This is a genomic window from Sphingomonas endolithica, from assembly GCF_025231525.1.
Lineage (GTDB): Bacteria > Pseudomonadota > Alphaproteobacteria > Sphingomonadales > Sphingomonadaceae > Sphingomonas > Sphingomonas endolithica.
This window is the reverse complement of record NZ_CP103057.1, coordinates 1351657-1367658: the sequence shown is the minus strand read 5'-3', so window position 1 is coordinate 1367658 and position 16002 is coordinate 1351657. Positions and strand designations below refer to the sequence as shown.

Sequence of the window (16002 nt, the reverse complement as noted above, 5' to 3'; positions counted from 1 at the left end):
CTTGTCCGAACCGCTCATCCGACTGCGCGGGGTCACCAAGACCTATGGTCAGGGCGGAACCGCGTTCCAGGCATTGAAGGGCGTCGATCTCGACATTCAGGCCGGCGACTTCATCGCCGTGATGGGGGCGAGCGGATCGGGCAAGTCGACGACGATGAACATCCTCGGTTGCCTCGACGTGCCGACCGGCGGGACGTTCGAGTTTCGCGGTCATCATGTCGAGAACCTGGATCGCGACCAGCGGGCCTTGCTGCGGCGCAAATATCTGGGCTTCGTGTTCCAGGGCTTCAACCTGCTGGCGAGGACCTCCGCGCTGGAGAATGTGGAGCTGCCCTTGCTCTATCGCGGCGATGCCAAGCAGGCACGGCGTGAGGCGGCAATGGCGGCGCTCGACAAGGTCGGTTTGAAGGATTGGTGGGATCATACGCCGGCAGAATTGTCGGGCGGACAGCAGCAGCGTGTCGCGATCGCGCGCGCCATCGTGACCTCTCCGCAAGTGCTGCTGGCGGACGAGCCGACGGGCAACCTCGATTCCGAACGTTCGGTGGAGATTATGGAATTGCTGGCAGGACTTAACCGCGAGAACAACATTACCGTGCTAATGGTGACGCACGAGCCGGACATGGCGGCGTTCGCGCGCACGGTGGTGCATTTCAAAGACGGGCTGGTCGAACGCATCGAGACGCAACACGCCCAAGGCACCGAGGCTCAGGCCTGATGTTCGGCACCACGCTCACCCTCGCGCTGCGATCGATCCTGCGCCACAAGTTGCGTTCGGTATTGACGGCGCTCGGCATCATCATCGGCGTTGCGGCAGTGGTCACCATGGTCACGCTCGGCCGCGCGACCACGGCGGCGGTGCAGAGTTCGATCTCCAGCCTGGGCAGCAACATCCTGCAGATCCGTCCAGGCCAGGGGTTCGGCCGGGGCGGCGGCGGGCCGCGGCCGCCGGATTTCGAGCAGGAGGATGTCGATGCGATCCGGCGGCAGATCGCCGGCGTGTCGGCCGTCGCGCCGCAAGCGCAGGCGACCAGCACGGCGATCTACGAAGGCGCCAATTGGTCGACGACGATCAACGGCACCACCAGCGCCTATTTCGACGTGCAACCCTGGCCACTGGCTGATGGGCGGCTGTTCACGCGCGCCGAGGAGCAAGCGGGCCGGGCGGTGTGCATCATCGGCAATACCGTAGCGCAAAACCTCTTTCGTGGCGGCCAGGCGATCGGCACCCGTATCCGGCTCGGCCAAGTGTCGTGCGACGTGATCGGGACATTGTCCGCGCGGGGGCAGGCAGGCTTTGGCGGCGATCAGGACGACGTGGTGATCATGCCGATCAAGGCGGTGCAGCGCCGCTTCACCGGCAATCGCGACATTCGCCTGATGCTCGTCGGGGTCGATCCGGCCTATTCGACCACGACGGTACAGGCATCGATCAGCGATCTGCTGCGCGAGCGCCGCAACATCACCGGATCGAAGGAAGACGATTTCAACATCTTCGATACCAAACAGATTTCCGACACGCTGACGACGACCACGACATTGCTGACCAGCATCGTCACCTCGGTCGCGGCGATCAGCCTGATCGTCGGCGGGATCGGCATCATGAACATCATGCTTGTATCGGTGACCGAGCGCACGCGCGAGATCGGCATTCGCCTGGCGATCGGCGCGGTGGCGCGCGAGGTGCTGATGCAGTTCCTGGTGGAGGCGGTGGCTTTGTCGTGCTTGGGCGGGCTGATCGGGCTCGTCATCGCACAGGTCGCGATCGTCGCGCTCGTGCCGCTGCTGAAGGTGCAATATCTGTTCGTGCCGGAGATCAACGTGATTGCGTTCGGCATCTCGGCGGTGATTGGCGTGGTGTTCGGGTATTTTCCTGCGCGCCGTGCCGCGGCGCTCAATCCGATCGATGCGCTCAGGCATGAGTGATTCTTGCGGCGCTTTGGCCTGCCGAGGACAAGCAGTTCCCCGGCGAAGGCCGGGGCCCAGGAGTGGAACATCTGTGGCGCGCGTTGCGCTCCACTACATCTACCTGTCCGCCTGGACCCCGGCCTTCGCCGGGGAACAGGTTAGCTAGCCGATCAGCCTTCTTCGGTCGCCGGCTTGCTCTGCAGGTGGACGTAATTCTCGATGCCCATGCGCTGGATCATCTCGAACTGGCGCTCCAGCGTGTCGACATGCTCTTCCTCGCTATCGAGGATACGGCGGAACAGGTCGCGGCTGACATAATCGCGCACCTTCTCGCAATGCTCGATCGCATCGCGAAGCGGCGGCAGTGCCTCCATCTCCAGTGCAAGATCGGCCTTCAGCACTTCCTCCACCGTCTCGCCGATGCGCAGGCGGCCGAGTAGCTGGAAATTGGGCAGGCCATCGAGGAACAGGATCCGCTCGGCGACCCAGTCGGCATGCTTCATTTCGTCGATCGATTCATGCCGCTCGAATTCGGCGAGCTTGCGCACGCCCCAATGGTCATACAGCCGGTAATGCAGCCAATATTGGTTGATCGCGGTCAGCTCGTTCTTGAGCACCTCGTTCAGATAGTCGATGACCTTGGGGTCGCCACGCATGTTGGTATCTCCGCTGTTGCGCGAGACTAAACCAAGGCGGCATGCGGGAACAGTCAAAAAATGGCGGTTTTCCGCGGATTTCAGCGCTTGCGAATGCTACGCAGCAGCACGCTCGGAGTCGATAATGGATCGCGCGAACGGCACGCACTGACCGCATTTGGGCTGCCGGCCGAGCGCGCGATATGCCTGGCAAGCACTGGTGGCACCACCGCGTGCCGCTTCGCGGACCTGGTTTTCCCGAATTGCATTGCAGACGCAGACGACCATGTGATGCTCCACCGACAGGCAGTATCGATAGGGCTAATGCGAACTACTCGCAAGCGCTTTTGCGGATGATTCGCAATATTGATGCGTTTCGGGTTGATGATCTTCACCCCGTTCGGTCTGAGTAGCCCCATAGGGGAATAGCGATAGGGCGTATCGAAGGGTACGCGCTACCGCGTTCCAAGGTGCTTCGATACGAGCCCGCGATACGGCCTTAGGCCTACTCGGTCTCTACTCAGCACGAACGGATAGAAGTGAACGTCTCAGGCCAGCACGTCTTCAGCCCCCATTAGGTTGGGGAAGAAGCCCTCATGCACCATACGCAGATCGGCGACGGCCACGGTCCAGTCGCCTTCGTCCAGCTCGAAGATGATGCGGTCCTTGATCACGCGGCCGATCGGGTCGGCAGGCACATCGGCGGCATTGGCGGCGACCATGAAGTCGGCCAGGCACGTATCGCAGACCGTGACGACATAGACGCCCTGATCTTCGCCGAACAGGCTGCCGGCAATGCCGAACGGTTGCGGTTCGTTGACCAACACGCCCAGGTTCGACGCCAGTGCCATTTCGGCGAGCGTGACGGCGAGCCCGCCATCGGACACGTCGTGGCAGGCGGTGATCGCGCCGTTCAGGATCTGCGCGCGGACGAAGTCACCGGTGCGGCGTTCGGCGGTGAGATCGACCGGCGGTGGTGGGCCTTCCTCACGGCCGTGCAATTCGCGCAGCCACAGCGACTGGCCGAGATCGCCGCCGCGCTCGCCGATCGCCAGCACGGTATCGCCGGCGCCCTTGAACGCGATCGTGCAGCTCTTCGACCAATCGGCGAGCAGCCCGAGCCCGCCGATCGCCGGCGTCGGCAGGATCGCCGAGCCGCCGCCGGTTGCCTTGCTTTCATTGTACAGGCTGACGTTGCCCGACACGATCGGGAAGTCGAGCGCGATGCAAGCTTCGCTCATGCCCTCCAGGCAGCCGACGATCTGGCCCATGATCTCGGGCCGCTGCGGATTGGCGAAGTTGAGGCAGTTGGTCACGGCAAGCGGCGTCGCGCCGACTGCCGTGAGGTTGCGCCATGCCTCGGCGATCGCTTGACGCCCGCCTTCGACCGGATCGGCGAAGCAGTAACGCGGCGTGCAGTCCGTGGTCATCGCCAGACCCTTGGGCGTGCCGTGGACACGGACCACCGCGGCATCGCCGCCTGGACGCTGCACCGTGTCGCCGCCGACCATGTGATCATATTGCTCCCAGATCCAGCGGCGGCTGGCGATATCGGGCGAGCCCATCAACGTGACGAGATCGGCCGCCGGATCACTGCTTTCCGGCACGTCGACCAGATCCGCGGGCTTGGGGGTGGGGAGGTGCGGACGGTCGTACAGCGGCGCGTCATCGGCGAGCGGCCCGAGCGGAATGTCGGCGACGACGTCGCCTTTCCACGTCAGCACCATGCGGCCCGTATCGGTAACATGACCGATCACCGCGAAGTCCAGTTCCCACTTGCGGAAGATGGCTTCGGCGAAATCCTCGCGGCCGGGCTTCAGCACCATGAGCATGCGCTCCTGGCTTTCGCTGAGCATCATCTCGTACGGGGTCATGCCCGTCTCACGCTGTGGCACGTCGTCCATCACCAGCTCGATGCCGACCCCGCCCTTGCTGGCCATCTCGACGCTCGACGAGGTCAGGCCGGCCGCGCCCATGTCCTGGATCGCGACGATCGCATCGGAGGCCATCAGTTCGAGACACGCCTCGATTAGCAGTTTCTCGGTAAACGGATCGCCGACCTGCACGGTCGGGCGCTTCTCGTCCGAATCCTCGCCGAAATCCGCCGAGGCCATCGTTGCGCCGTGGATGCCGTCGCGCCCGGTCTTGCTACCGACATAGACGATCGAATTGCCGATACCGCTGGCGGCTGAATAGAATATCTTTTCCTGCTCGGCGACGCCGACGGTCATCGCATTGACCAGGATGTTGCCGTCATAGGCCGGGTGGAAATTCACCTCGCCACCGACCGTCGGCACGCCGACGCAATTGCCGTAGCCGCCGATGCCGTGGACGACGCCCGCGATCAGGTGCCGCATCTTGGGGTGGTCGGGCGATCCGAAGCGCAGCGCGTTGAGATTGGCAACCGGCCGTGCGCCCATCGTGAACACGTCGCGCAGGATGCCGCCGACCCCCGTCGCCGCGCCCTGATAGGGCTCGATGTACGACGGGTGGTTGTGGCTCTCCATCTTGAAGATCGCCGCCTGGCCGTCGCCGATATCGACCACGCCGGCATTTTCGCCAGGGCCACAGATCACTTGCGGGCCTTCGGTCGGCAGCTTCTTCAGGTGGATGCGCGAGCTTTTGTAGCTGCAATGCTCCGACCACATGACCGAGAAGATGCCGAGTTCGGTGATGTTCGGCTCGCGCCCCAGTGCCGCGAGCACGCGATCATATTCTTCCGGGGACAAGCCGTGTTCGGCGACGATCTGCGGGGTGATGGCGGTCATGTCCCGGGCTTTAGCGGGGCAGGTCGCCCGCGTCACCCCGGAGTTGTTCGAGTGGCGCAGCGGCGCGCCTCACCCCTGCTTGGCCAACCAATCCTCAAGCCACTTGATCGTGTAATCGCCGGCCTGGAAGTCGGGATCGTCGAGCAGCGCCTGGTGCAACGGGATCGTCGTCGTCGGTCCTTCGATGACGAACTCTTCGAGCGCGCGCCGCAGCCGCCGCAGCGCGCCGTTGCGAGTGGTGCCGTAGACGATCAGCTTGGCGATCATCGAATCATAGTAAGGCGGCACGCGGTACCCGGTGTAGAGGCCGCTATCGACGCGGACGTGCATGCCGCCCGGCGCATGGAACATCGTCACCAATCCGGGCGAGGGGGCGAAGGTGCGTGGGTCTTCTGCATTGATGCGGCACTCGATCGCGTGGCCACGGAACACCACGTCCTGCTGGCGCAGCGTCAGCGGGCGCCCTTCGGCGATCTGGATCTGCTCGCGCACCAAATCGAGTCCGGTAATCATCTCGGTGACGGGATGCTCGACCTGCAGCCGCGTGTTCATCTCGATGAAGTAGAATTCGCCGTCTTCCCACAGGAATTCGATCGTGCCCGCACCGCGATAGGCCATGTCGGCCATCGCCTTGCTGCAGATCGCGCCCATGCGGTTGCGGTCTTCCTCGCCGAGCACGGGGGAGGGGGCTTCCTCGAGCACTTTCTGGTGGCGACGCTGCAGGCTGCAATCGCGCTCGCCGAGATGGATCGCATTGCCGTTCCCGTCGCCGAACACCTGAAATTCGATGTGCCGCGGGTTGCCGAGATACTTTTCCATGTACACGGTGGCATCGCCGAACGCGGCCTTGGCCTCGCTGCCGGCCTGGCTCATCAAAGTCTCGAGCTGGTCCTCGGACGTGCAGACCTTCATGCCGCGACCGCCGCCGCCCGACGCCGCCTTGATGATCACCGGATAGCCGATACGCGCGGCGATTTCCTTGGCTTCGGTAATGTCGCTGATCGCACCGTCCGAGCCCGGGACGAGCGGCAGGCCGAGCCGGCCGGCGGTGCGCTTGGCCTCGACCTTGTCGCCCATCGTGACGATATGTTCGGGCTTGGGGCCGACGAAGATGATGCCGTGGGCCTCGACGATCTCGGCGAACTTGGCGTTTTCGCTCAGGAAGCCATAGCCCGGGTGGATCGCATCGGCGCCACTGATTTCCGCCGCCGAAATGATGTTGGCGATGTTGAGATAGCTTTCCGCCGCCGCCGGCGGGCCGATGCAGATCGCCTGGTCGGCCAGCCGCACGTGCATCGCATCGGCATCCGCCGTGCTGTGCACCGCGACCGTCTCGATGCCCATTTCGTGGCACGCGCGGTGAATGCGGAGCGCAATCTCTCCGCGATTGGCGATCAGCAGTTTCTTGATCTTGGGCATAAGGGTTACGCGACCACCACGAGCGGCTGGTCGAACTCGACCGGCTGCTTGTCCTGCACGAGGATCGCGGTGACGGTGCCGGCGCTGGGCGCGAGGATCGGGTTCATCACCTTCATGGCTTCCACGATCAGCAAGGTGTCGCCGGCAGCGACCTTGTCGCCGATCGAGACGAACGGCTTGGCAGTCGGGTCGGACGAGAGATAGGCGGTGCCCACCATCGGCGACTTGACGGCGTCGGTCGGGATCGCTGCCGGAACGGGATCGTTGGCGACGGGCGTGCTGGTGCCCGCGAGCGGCGTCGGCGCAGGCGCGTAGTGGACCGGCGCAGCGACCGGTGCCGCAGCGGGCGCCTTGCGCGCGATGCGGATCTTGCGCCCGCCATCCTCGACCTCGATCTCGGTCAGGCTGGTATCGTCGAGCAGTTGCGCGAGTTGACGGACGAGATCGACATCGATCCGCATCGCATCGGTTTCATTGGTATCGGTCATTCGACCTGTTCTCCCTGTTTGCGCCGCCTCCTGTCAGAGACGCGCAGCCGCTTCAAGCGCAAGCACGTAGGAAAGCGCGCCGAAGCCGGCGATGGTTCCGCGCGCAGCCTTGCTGACCAGGCTGCGGTGGCGGAAGCTTTCGCGTGCATGCGGGTTGGATAGGTGCACCTCGATCACCGGCGTGGTGATCGCCTTCATCGCATCGAGAATCGCGACCGACGTGTGCGTATAGGCGCCTGCATTCAGGATCACCGCCCGTGCGCCCTCTGCCTGCGCCTCATGCAGCCAATCGACCAGATGGCCCTCGTGATTCGATTGGCGCATGTCGATCCTGAGATCCAGTTCGCGCGCACGATCCTCCAGCATGCCGGCAATGTCGTCGAGCGTATCGTCGCTGTAGATGTCGGGCTCGCGCAGGCCCAGCAGGTTGAGGTTCGGGCCGTTAAGGACGTAGATGGTGTCGGACAAATCGAGCACTTTCGGTTGCGGGTGGCGGCCAGCGCTCCCTATATCTTGCATCCCTTCTACCCGTTTGTGTCGAGTGAAGTCGAGACACGGGTTCCAGGGGCAGGCTTCTCGACGTCGCTCGACGCGAACGGGCGAGGGGCTGGGTCACGCGAAAGGGTTGGAATGCACAGCGACGGAACGGTATCGATCACGGTCAATGGCGAGCACAAGCGTGTCCGCAGCGGCCTGTCCATCGCGCAACTGGCCGCCGAGCTCGGCCTCGTGCCGGAGAAGGTGGCGGTCGAGCGCAACGCCGAGATCGTGCCGCGCTCGACACTGGGCGATGTGATGGTCGAGGATGCCGATGAGTTGGAGATCGTGCATTTCGTCGGCGGCGGCGATCATGCGAGCGCATTGAAGCCGGATAGCTGGACGGTGGCGGGCAAGACCTTCACCTCGCGGCTGATCGTCGGCACGGGCAAGTACAAGGATTTCGCGCAGAATGCGGCCGCCGTCGCCGCCTCGGGTGCGGAGATCGTCACCGTGGCCGTGCGGCGCGTGAACATCAGCGACCGCAACGCGCCGATGCTGACCGACTTCATCGATCCCAAGAAGGTCACCTATCTGCCCAACACGGCCGGCTGCTTCGACGCCGAATCCGCGATCCGCACGCTGCGCCTGGCGCGCGAGGCAGGCGGCTGGGAACTGGTCAAGCTCGAGGTGCTGGGCGAGGCCAAGACGCTGTATCCCGACATGGTCGAGACGCTGCGCGCGTGCGAGATCCTGTCGAACGAAGGCTTCAAGCCGATGGTGTATTGCGTCGACGATCCGATCGCGGCGAAGCGTCTGGAAAATGTCGGTGCCGTGGCGATCATGCCGCTGGGCGCGCCGATCGGCTCGGGGCTGGGCATCCAGAACAAGGTGACGATCCGGCTGATCGTCGAAGGTGCCAGCGTGCCCGTACTGGTCGATGCCGGCGTCGGCACTGCGTCAGACGCGGCGGCGGCAATGGAGCTTGGCTGCGACGGCGTGCTGATGAACACCGCGATTGCCGAAGCCAAGGATCCGATACTGATGGCCGCGGCGATGAAGGCCGGCGTGGAAAGCGGGCGGATGGCCTATCTTGCGGGGCGGATGGGCAAGCGCATGTATGCTGACCCGTCGAGCCCGCTCGCCGGTCTCATCTAAAAGGCATCTTAACGCAGGTTAGGGGAACGCGTGGCCCGCTGATTCGTTTACACTTCAACTGTTCGCGTTGGTGCGACAGTGATCGAAGGATATTGGTCATGGGCGAACTCACCGACAAGATCAAAGGCAATGTCAACGAAGCCATCGGCAAGGTGAAGCAGCACAGCGACGATCCCGCAACGCGCGATGAAGGCGCTGCGCAGGAAGTCGAAGGCAAGGGCGAGCAGGTCAAGGGGAAGATCAAGGGCATGCTCGGCGACGATATCTGATCGCTGCGTCGGATTGAAAAAAAGGCCGTCCTGGGGAACCAGGGCGGCCTTTTTGCTCGTCTTGGCAGGCTGGATTTACGGCGCCGCTGCCGTGGTATAATCCATCGCTTCCAGATCGGCGATCAATCCCGGGCCGCTAGGCTCCCAGCCAAGCTCGGCGCGGGTCCATGCGCTGGATGCCGCCATGTCGAGCCCGGCGAAGATCGCCAGCCAGCCAAGATGTCCCTCTGCCTCCGCAGGCGACAAGGAGATGCTCGGCACGCCCAATCCGGCAGCAACGACCTCCGCGATCTTGCGCCCCGCAATCCCTTCTTCGTCGACAGCATGGTAGCGTGCACCGCGTTGCCCCTTGTCGAGCGCGAGCACATAGAGCTTCGCCACGTCGAGCACGTGCGCCGCCGACCAGCGGTTGGTGCCCTCGCCAATATAGGCGGCAGCACGGCGTTCCCGTGCAATGTCGATGTAAGGGGAGATCAGCCCCTGCTTGACCGTATCATGCACCTGCGGCAACCGCACGACACGGACGTCGACGCCCGCGTCCAGCAACGCATTGCCGGCTCGCTCGGAGGCGATACGCGGATTGGGATGATCCTGGTTGAACAGGTCCTCGCGCGCAAGCTGGCCCGGGCCGGCATCACCAATCCCCACACCCGAGGTGATGATCAGCGGCTTGGCGGTTCCCGTCAGCGGCGCGCCCAAGGCCTCGATCACCCGCCGGTCGTTGTCGCAATTGGCGACGAAGTTGCTGAACGTATGATCGAACGCGGTGTGGATCACGGCATCGGCCTCCGCCGCGCCCGCGCCGAGGCTGCTGGGATCCTCCAGCGTGCCGCGATACACATCTGCGCCCGCCGCGACCAGCGCGGCCGCGCCCGCATCCGATCTTGTCAGGCCCAGCACCTGGTGCCCAGCCGCCAGCAATTCGGGAACGATCCGCGATCCGATGAAGCCGGTCGCACCCGTCAGAAATACACGCATCGAAACTCTCCGTGATTGTTCGAGGCGTCATCTCGGGCTATCTCCGATCCTGTTAAAGTAGTGACTTTATCATGGTATAAAACGTAACAGGACGGCACCGATGGCCAGCAATGCTTTGGGCGTGTTCCTTCGCGATCGGCGATCGCGCATGGATGCAGCGACGTTCGGCTTTGCCGGTGGCCGCCGACGGACGCCCGGCCTGCGCCGCGAGGAGGTTGCGCAACGCGCCAACATCTCGCCCACCTGGTACACCTGGCTCGAGCAAGGCCGGGGCGGGGCGCCTTCCGCCGACGTGCTGAACCGCATTGCCGCCGGTTTGATGCTGACCGAGCCAGAGCGCGAGCATCTCTTCATCCTTGGCCTCGGCCGGCCACCAGAAGCGCAGTACACGGTGGTCGACGAAGTCACGCCGCGGCTGCAACGCGTGCTCGACGCGCTGCCCGTGAGCCCGGCGATCATCAAGACCGCGACGTGGGACGTGGTGGCGTGGAACGCCGCGGCGGCGATGCTGCTGACCGATTACAGCAAGCTGCCACGGGAAGGGCGCAACATCCTGCGCCTGATCTTCTCGAATTCGCCGGTCAAAGTGGCGCAGGCCGATTGGGTCAGCGTGGCGCGCTATGTCGTCGGCGCCTTTCGCGCCGATGCCGCGCGCGCCGGGGCGGGCGCGGAGATCGAGCAATTGGTCGACGAGCTTTCCCGCAGCAGCCCCGAGTTCGCGGCGCTGTGGCGGGAGAACGACGTGGCCCGCCAATCGGAAGGCCTGAAGCGCATCCACCACGCCGAACTCGGGCTGGTCGAGCTGGAATTTTCCGCTTTCTCGATCGACGGGCGGCCCGATCTCGGCATGATCGTCTACAATCCGGCGACCCCGGACACTGCGGAGCGCATCCGCATAGCGATGGCCGCGCGGGGATGAATTCTAGCGTCCCCTGACCGCGCTCAGCGTAGTCCCGGCCGTGATCGCCTCGACATCGGTCTTGAGGTGCAGCAATCGCACGCCCTGCTCCGCCATCGCGCGATCGAGCGCTGGGGCGAAATCGGTGGTCGCTTCTATTGTTTCGGCCCAGCAGCCGTAAGCGCGGGCCAGGGCCGCAAAGTCCGGATTGTGCAATTTGGTGCCGGTGATGCGGCCTGGAAATTCTCTTTCTTGGTGCATACGGATGGTGCCGTACCAGCCATTGTCGATCACCAGGACCAGCATGTCGACACCCTGGGCGACGGCGGTGGCGAGTTCCTGGCCGTTCATCAAGAAGCAGCCGTCGCCAGCCAAGGCCACGACGGTGCGGTCGGGCTGGCGTAGCGCGGCGGCGATCGCGGCGGGGAGGCCGTAGCCCATCGCGCCGGCGGTCGGGGCCAGTTGGGTGCCATAGCCGCCATAGCGCCAGTAACGGTGCCACCAGCCGCTGTAATTGCCGGCGCCATTGCAGATGATGGTGTCGTCCGGCAGCCGCTCGCGCATCGTCGCCACGCAGGGGCCGAGATCCAACGCCAGGTCGCGCGGTGCGGAGGTGGACCAGGCGAGATAGTCGGCATGCGCCTCGGCACCGGCGGCGATCGCCGGTTGGTCGGCGGCCAACATTTCCATCAGATTGGCGAAACGCTCGGGGTCGGCGCAGATCGCCAGATCGGCGCGGTAGGTGCTGTTCAGCTCGGTGGGATCGGGGTGGACGTGGATCAGCGACTGTCCGGGGTGATCCGGCGTGACCAGCGCATAGCCATCGGTGGTCGCTTCGCCCAGCCGCGCGCCCAGCACGAGGATCAGGTCGGCATGCCGCACGCGCGCCGCCAGCTTTGGGTTGGGGCCATAGCCGAGATTGCCGGCATAGACCGGGCAGTCATTGCCCACCGCATCCTGCCGCCGAAACGCCGCGACCAGCGGCACGCCGGTGGCGACGCCGAACGCCTCGACGATCTCGGCGGTATTGCCGTTCCAGCCCGCACCGCCGATGATCGCCACGGGGCGCCTGGCCGCGCGCAGCATGTCGTTGGCGGTGCTGGCCGCCTCGATCAGCGCATCCTGCTCGACGCGGTTGACGCGCGGGCGGTCCAGCGCCTCGGCCACATCAAGCAACATATCCTCCGGCAGGGCCAGCACCACCGGGCCCGGGCGGCCGTTCATCGCCGTGGCATAGGCACGCGCGACATATTCCGGGATGCGCGCGGCATCGTCGATCTTCGCGGCCCATTTGCAGAGCGGCGCGAACATCGCGGGAAAATCGACTTCCTGGAAGCCTTCGCGGTCCTTCATGCCGCGGTCGACATCGCCGATGAACAGGATCATCGGCTGGCTGTCCTGCATCGCGACATGGACGCCGATCGACGCATTGGTCGCGCCCGGGCCGCGCGTGACGAAGGCAATGCCGGGACGGCCGGTCAGCGCACCATCGGCGCAGGCCATGAGGCCGACCCCGCCCTCCTGCCGGCAGACGACGAGATCGATGGCCGGCGTGTCATGCAGCGCATCCAGCACGGCGAGGAAGCTTTCGCCGGGGACGGTGAAGATGCGGTCGCAACCCTGGGCGACCAATTGATCGACCAGGATGCGGCCGCCGGTACGATTGATGTTCATGCACCAAGTCTAACGCGACGGCGCCAGCTTGGGTAGAGCGCGGTAAGTGTCGATAAAACTTACAATCGACACAGAGGCGTTTCGGCCATTAACCAATCGCGGCGGCAGAAATGCGCCGCTGCTAAGAAGTGGCACGCCGCCTGCATAGTAACCGGCAGCCGAGCGTTTCACGCTTCAGCAGGGCGGACCATAAGGCGCTGTTTCCGTGTCGCGCCGGTCCGCCCGCACCCGGCTCCCCAATATCAGGAAGCGGCGCGCACCACGCCTTGATCCACCAGCAGCTGCTGCAGCTCGCCGGATTCGTACATCTCCATCATGATGTCCGAACCGCCGACGAACTCGCCCTTGACGTAAAGCTGCGGGATGGTCGGCCAGTCGGAGAATTCCTTGATCCCCTGGCGCACGCCCTGATCCTGCAGCACGTCGACGCTCTCGAACTCGGCACCCAGGTGATTGAGGATGGCGATCGCGCGGCTGGAAAAGCCGCATTGCGGGAATAACGGACTGCCCTTCATGAACAGCAGGACGTCGCTCTTGGCGACCATATCGGCGATGCGTGCCTGTGCGTCTTCGGTCATGTTCGGCTCCTCATTCGGGAATTGCGGTGGTCAGTTGCAGCGCGTGGAGCACGCCGCCCATGCGGCCGCCGAGCGCGGCATAGACTGCCTGGTGTTGCTTGATGCGGGCTAGCCCACGGAAACTCTCCGACACCACGCGCGCGGCATAATGATCGCCGTCGCCCGCCAGATCGGTGATCACCACCTGCGCGTCGGGAATGCCGCCGACGATCAGCGCCTCGATCTCGCTTGCCGCCATCGCCACGGTCTTATTCCGCCTGCATCAGCTGGCGGCGGGCCTCGACGAACTTGTCGTTGATCGCCTCGCGCACCACGACCTCGTCGATCTCGACGCCCGCCGCGGTCAGATCGCTGACCAGCTTGCGGATCACGTCTTCGTCGCCGGCTTCCTCGAAATCGGCCTGGACGACCGCCTTGGCATAGGCGTCGGTCTCTTCCGCGGTCAGCTTCATCTGTTCCGCGGCCCATTGGCCGAGCAGGCGGTTGCGCCGCGCGGTGACACGAAACTGCATTTCCTCGTCGCGCGCGTACTTCGTCTCGAATGCGCGTTCGCGATCGTCGAACATGGTCATGCGGCTCGTCCCCAGGGTAAATCGATAAGCGATCGAGATAGGGGCGCGGGCCGTGCGGCGCAACCTAAACGCCATGCTAACCGTGGCTTGCGGGATGCAAATGGGGGCTCCCCGCAGCGCTGCTGCGGCTTGCCTGCGCAAAGGCGGAGTGAGATAGGGGCGACAAAATACGGAGAGAGAGAATGCGCAGCATCGACCATTTCATCGCCAGCCACTCTGGCGGTGGCGCTGGGGCGGGGGCACGGACCGGCGACGTGTTCGATCCCAATACCGGGCAGGTGCAGGCGACCGTACAGCTCGGCGACCAGGCATTGCTCGACCAGGCGGTGGCCGCTGCTCTCAAGGCGCAGCCGGGCTGGGCCGCAACCAATCCGCAGCGCCGCGCCCGCGTGATTTTCAATTTCAAGGCGCTGGTCGAGGCGCATATGGACGAGCTGGCGCACCTGCTCAGCTCCGAACACGGCAAGGTGATCGCCGACAGCAAGGGCGATATCCAGCGCGGGCTGGAAGTGATCGAGTTCTGCTGCGGCATCCCGCACGTGTTGAAGGGCGAATATACCCAGGGCGCGGGTCCGGGGATCGACGTCTATTCGATGCGCCAGCCGCTCGGCATTGGTGCCGGGATCACGCCGTTCAACTTCCCCGGCATGATTCCGTTGTGGATGTCGGGCGTGGCGATCGCCACCGGCAACGCCTTCATCCTGAAGCCGTCGGAGCGCGACCCGTCGGTGCCGGTGCGGCTGGCGGAATTGTTCATCGAGGCGGGGCTTCCCGAGGGCGTCCTGCAGGTGGTGCACGGCGACAAGGAGATGGTCGACGCGATCCTGGATCATCCGGCGATCAGCGCGGTCAGCTTCGTCGGCTCGTCCGACATCGCGCATTATGTCTATCGTCGCGGTGTCGCGGCGGGCAAGCGCGTGCAGGCGATGGGCGGGGCGAAGAACCACGGCATCGTCATGCCGGACGCCGATCTCGACCAAGTCGTCGCCGATCTGTCGGGTGCCGCCTTCGGCTCGGCCGGCGAGCGCTGCATGGCGCTGCCGGTGGTCGTGCCGGTGGGCGAGAAGACCGCGATCGCCCTGCGCGAGAAGCTGCTGCCCGCGATCGCAGCACTTCGTGTGGGGGTCAGCACCGACAATGACGCGCATTATGGCCCGGTGGTCAACGCCGCGCACAAGGCGCGCGTCGAAGGCTGGATCCAGAAGGGCGTCGACGAAGGCGCCGAACTGGTCGTCGATGGTCGCGGCTTCGAGCTGCAGGGGCATGAGAAGGGCTTCTTCATTGGCCCGTCGCTGTTCGACCATGTCACGACCGACATGGAGAGCTACAAGGAGGAGATTTTCGGCCCCGTGCTGCAGATCGTCCGGGCGGACGATTTCGAGCATGCCGTGCGCCTGCCCAGCGAGCATCAATATGGCAATGGCGTGGCGATCTTCACGCGCAACGGGCATGCGGCGCGTGAGTTTGCGGCGCGTGTCAATGTCGGCATGGTCGGCATCAACGTGCCGATCCCGGTGCCGGTGGCTTACCACACCTTTGGTGGGTGGAAGCGCTCGGCCTTTGGCGACACCAACCAGCACGGCATGGAAGGCGTGAAGTTCTGGACCAAGGTCAAGACGATCACGCAGCGCTGGCCGGATGGTGGCGTTGGGGATGGGGCCAATGCGTTTGTCATTCCGACGATGGGGTGAGGGGGGTGGTTGTTTTTTACCACGTCATCCTGGACTTGATCCAGGATCCAGAGCGGCGGGCGGGGGCGTTTGTGGCTCTGGATCCTGACTTTCGTCAGGATGACGGGGTTGGTGGGCGGCTGGGTTTTTGGCATTCTGACGTTCGTCAGGATGACGGTGTGGGGAGTGGGGGGAAGGCTAGGTCTTCGGCTAGGTCGCGCCAGGTGGGCTTCTCGGATTCGATCAGGTCCAGCTTCCATGCGCGGCGCCAGACCTTTAGTTGCTTTTCGCGGGTGATCGCTGCTTCCATCGTGTCGGCCATCTGGAACCAGACCAGGCGTTTGACGCCATGTCGTTTGGTGAAGCCGTCTAGCGTGCCCTCGCGGTGTTGAACGATGCGTGCCATCAGGTTGGACGTGACCCCGACATAAAGCGTGCCGTTGCGGGCGCTCGCCATTATGTAGATCGCCGGCTCACGTTGCACCCTACGTCTCCCGTTGTCCTGACGAA

18 protein-coding genes are annotated in these 16002 nt (G+C 64.5%); 6 read left to right on the top strand and 12 right to left on the bottom strand.

What is annotated here, in order from left to right:
• Nucleotide 1 precedes the first annotated feature (1 nt).
• Nucleotides 2-718, top strand: a complete 717-nt coding sequence (locus NV382_RS06445; protein WP_260599687.1) for an ABC transporter ATP-binding protein — start codon at nt 2-4, stop codon at nt 716-718.
• Entirely contained in the window at nt 718-1926 is a 1209-nt protein-coding gene (locus tag NV382_RS06440) for an ABC transporter permease (protein WP_260599686.1), read from the top strand. Before NV382_RS06445 ends, NV382_RS06440 begins: the two co-directional genes overlap by 1 nt.
• A 152-nt stretch (nt 1927-2078) precedes the next feature.
• On the opposite strand, the gene bfr is transcribed toward NV382_RS06440, so the two are convergent.
• From bfr to aroQ, 6 genes are all read right to left on the bottom strand, one after another.
• Complete coding sequence (gene bfr / locus NV382_RS06435; RefSeq protein ID WP_260599685.1) at nt 2079-2564, bottom strand: bacterioferritin; 486 nt, start codon at nt 2562-2564, stop codon at nt 2079-2081.
• A 96-nt stretch (nt 2565-2660) separates the two neighbouring features.
• On the bottom strand, nt 2661-2831 hold the full coding sequence (locus NV382_RS06430; protein ID WP_260599684.1) for a (2Fe-2S)-binding protein: 171 nt from the start codon (nt 2829-2831) through the stop codon (nt 2661-2663).
• A 260-nt stretch (nt 2832-3091) separates the two neighbouring features.
• On the bottom strand, nt 3092-5311 hold the full coding sequence (gene purL / locus NV382_RS06425) for a phosphoribosylformylglycinamidine synthase subunit PurL (RefSeq protein ID WP_260599683.1): 2220 nt from the start codon (nt 5309-5311) through the stop codon (nt 3092-3094).
• A 69-nt stretch (nt 5312-5380) separates the two neighbouring features.
• Entirely contained in the window at nt 5381-6730 is a 1350-nt protein-coding gene (accC, locus tag NV382_RS06420) for an acetyl-CoA carboxylase biotin carboxylase subunit (RefSeq protein ID WP_260599682.1), read from the bottom strand.
• 5 nt (nt 6731-6735) lie between these two features.
• The gene (gene accB, locus NV382_RS06415; RefSeq protein WP_260599681.1) at nt 6736-7218 is read right to left on the bottom strand and encodes an acetyl-CoA carboxylase biotin carboxyl carrier protein; all 483 of its coding nucleotides are present in this window, start codon (nt 7216-7218) and stop codon (nt 6736-6738) included.
• Nucleotides 7219-7251: 33 nt separating this feature from the next.
• The gene (aroQ, locus tag NV382_RS06410) at nt 7252-7686 is read right to left on the bottom strand and encodes a type II 3-dehydroquinate dehydratase (protein WP_260599680.1); all 435 of its coding nucleotides are present in this window, start codon (nt 7684-7686) and stop codon (nt 7252-7254) included.
• Nucleotides 7687-7848: 162 nt separating this feature from the next.
• Between aroQ and thiS the strand changes: the two genes are divergently transcribed.
• The gene (gene thiS, locus NV382_RS06400) at nt 7849-8853 is read left to right on the top strand and encodes a sulfur carrier protein ThiS (RefSeq protein ID WP_312026767.1); all 1005 of its coding nucleotides are present in this window, start codon (nt 7849-7851) and stop codon (nt 8851-8853) included.
• Nucleotides 8854-8951: 98 nt separating this feature from the next.
• Entirely contained in the window at nt 8952-9122 is a 171-nt protein-coding gene (locus NV382_RS06395; protein ID WP_260599679.1) for a CsbD family protein, read from the top strand.
• A 75-nt stretch (nt 9123-9197) separates the two neighbouring features.
• On the opposite strand, the gene NV382_RS06390 is transcribed toward NV382_RS06395, so the two are convergent.
• Nucleotides 9198-10100, bottom strand: a complete 903-nt coding sequence (locus NV382_RS06390) for an SDR family oxidoreductase (protein ID WP_260599678.1) — start codon at nt 10098-10100, stop codon at nt 9198-9200.
• 100 nt (nt 10101-10200) lie between these two features.
• On the opposite strand from NV382_RS06390, the gene NV382_RS06385 reads away from it, so the two are divergent.
• On the top strand, nt 10201-11019 hold the full coding sequence (locus NV382_RS06385) for a helix-turn-helix transcriptional regulator (protein WP_260599677.1): 819 nt from the start codon (nt 10201-10203) through the stop codon (nt 11017-11019).
• 3 nt (nt 11020-11022) lie between these two features.
• On the opposite strand, the gene NV382_RS06380 is transcribed toward NV382_RS06385, so the two are convergent.
• From NV382_RS06380 to NV382_RS06365, 4 genes are all read right to left on the bottom strand, one after another.
• Nucleotides 11023-12672 (bottom strand): thiamine pyrophosphate-binding protein, encoded by a 1650-nt coding sequence (locus NV382_RS06380; protein ID WP_260599676.1) that lies wholly within the window; start codon nt 12670-12672, stop codon nt 11023-11025.
• A 242-nt stretch (nt 12673-12914) separates the two neighbouring features.
• Complete coding sequence (grxD, locus tag NV382_RS06375; protein WP_260599675.1) at nt 12915-13250, bottom strand: Grx4 family monothiol glutaredoxin; 336 nt, start codon at nt 13248-13250, stop codon at nt 12915-12917.
• A 10-nt stretch (nt 13251-13260) separates the two neighbouring features.
• Nucleotides 13261-13494, bottom strand: coding sequence for a BolA/IbaG family iron-sulfur metabolism protein (locus tag NV382_RS06370; RefSeq protein WP_418066764.1), 234 nt, complete (start codon nt 13492-13494; stop codon nt 13261-13263).
• A gap of 4 nt (nt 13495-13498) precedes the next feature.
• The gene (locus NV382_RS06365; RefSeq protein WP_260599673.1) at nt 13499-13822 is read right to left on the bottom strand and encodes a DUF1476 domain-containing protein; all 324 of its coding nucleotides are present in this window, start codon (nt 13820-13822) and stop codon (nt 13499-13501) included.
• Between the two features lie 182 nt (nt 13823-14004).
• Here NV382_RS06365 and NV382_RS06360 point away from each other — a divergent pair, with 182 nt between their 5' ends.
• Nucleotides 14005-15513, top strand: a complete 1509-nt coding sequence (locus tag NV382_RS06360) for a CoA-acylating methylmalonate-semialdehyde dehydrogenase (protein WP_260599672.1) — start codon at nt 14005-14007, stop codon at nt 15511-15513.
• Nucleotides 15514-15658: 145 nt separating this feature from the next.
• Here the strand turns inward: NV382_RS06360 and NV382_RS06355 are convergent, their stop codons facing one another.
• Complete coding sequence (locus NV382_RS06355) at nt 15659-15976, bottom strand: GIY-YIG nuclease family protein (RefSeq protein ID WP_260599671.1); 318 nt, start codon at nt 15974-15976, stop codon at nt 15659-15661.
• Between the last annotated feature and the right edge of the window lie 26 nt (nt 15977-16002).

Coding starts and splice junctions, on each gene's coding strand:
- NV382_RS06440 (WP_260599686.1), top strand. CDS start 718: ATGTTCGGCACCACGCTCACCCTCGCGCTGCGATCGATCCTGCGCCAC.
- bfr (WP_260599685.1), bottom strand. CDS start 2,564: ATGCGTGGCGACCCCAAGGTCATCGACTATCTGAACGAGGTGCTCAAG.
- NV382_RS06430 (WP_260599684.1), bottom strand. CDS start 2,831: ATGGTCGTCTGCGTCTGCAATGCAATTCGGGAAAACCAGGTCCGCGAA.
- purL (WP_260599683.1), bottom strand. CDS start 5,311: ATGACCGCCATCACCCCGCAGATCGTCGCCGAACACGGCTTGTCCCCG.
- accC (WP_260599682.1), bottom strand. CDS start 6,730: ATGCCCAAGATCAAGAAACTGCTGATCGCCAATCGCGGAGAGATTGCG.
- accB (WP_260599681.1), bottom strand. CDS start 7,218: ATGACCGATACCAATGAAACCGATGCGATGCGGATCGATGTCGATCTC.
- thiS (WP_312026767.1), top strand. CDS start 7,849: ATGCACAGCGACGGAACGGTATCGATCACGGTCAATGGCGAGCACAAG.
- NV382_RS06395 (WP_260599679.1), top strand. CDS start 8,952: ATGGGCGAACTCACCGACAAGATCAAAGGCAATGTCAACGAAGCCATC.
- NV382_RS06390 (WP_260599678.1), bottom strand. CDS start 10,100: ATGCGTGTATTTCTGACGGGTGCGACCGGCTTCATCGGATCGCGGATC.
- NV382_RS06385 (WP_260599677.1), top strand. CDS start 10,201: ATGGCCAGCAATGCTTTGGGCGTGTTCCTTCGCGATCGGCGATCGCGC.
- NV382_RS06380 (WP_260599676.1), bottom strand. CDS start 12,672: ATGAACATCAATCGTACCGGCGGCCGCATCCTGGTCGATCAATTGGTC.
- grxD (WP_260599675.1), bottom strand. CDS start 13,250: ATGACCGAAGACGCACAGGCACGCATCGCCGATATGGTCGCCAAGAGC.
- NV382_RS06365 (WP_260599673.1), bottom strand. CDS start 13,822: ATGACCATGTTCGACGATCGCGAACGCGCATTCGAGACGAAGTACGCG.
- NV382_RS06360 (WP_260599672.1), top strand. CDS start 14,005: ATGCGCAGCATCGACCATTTCATCGCCAGCCACTCTGGCGGTGGCGCT.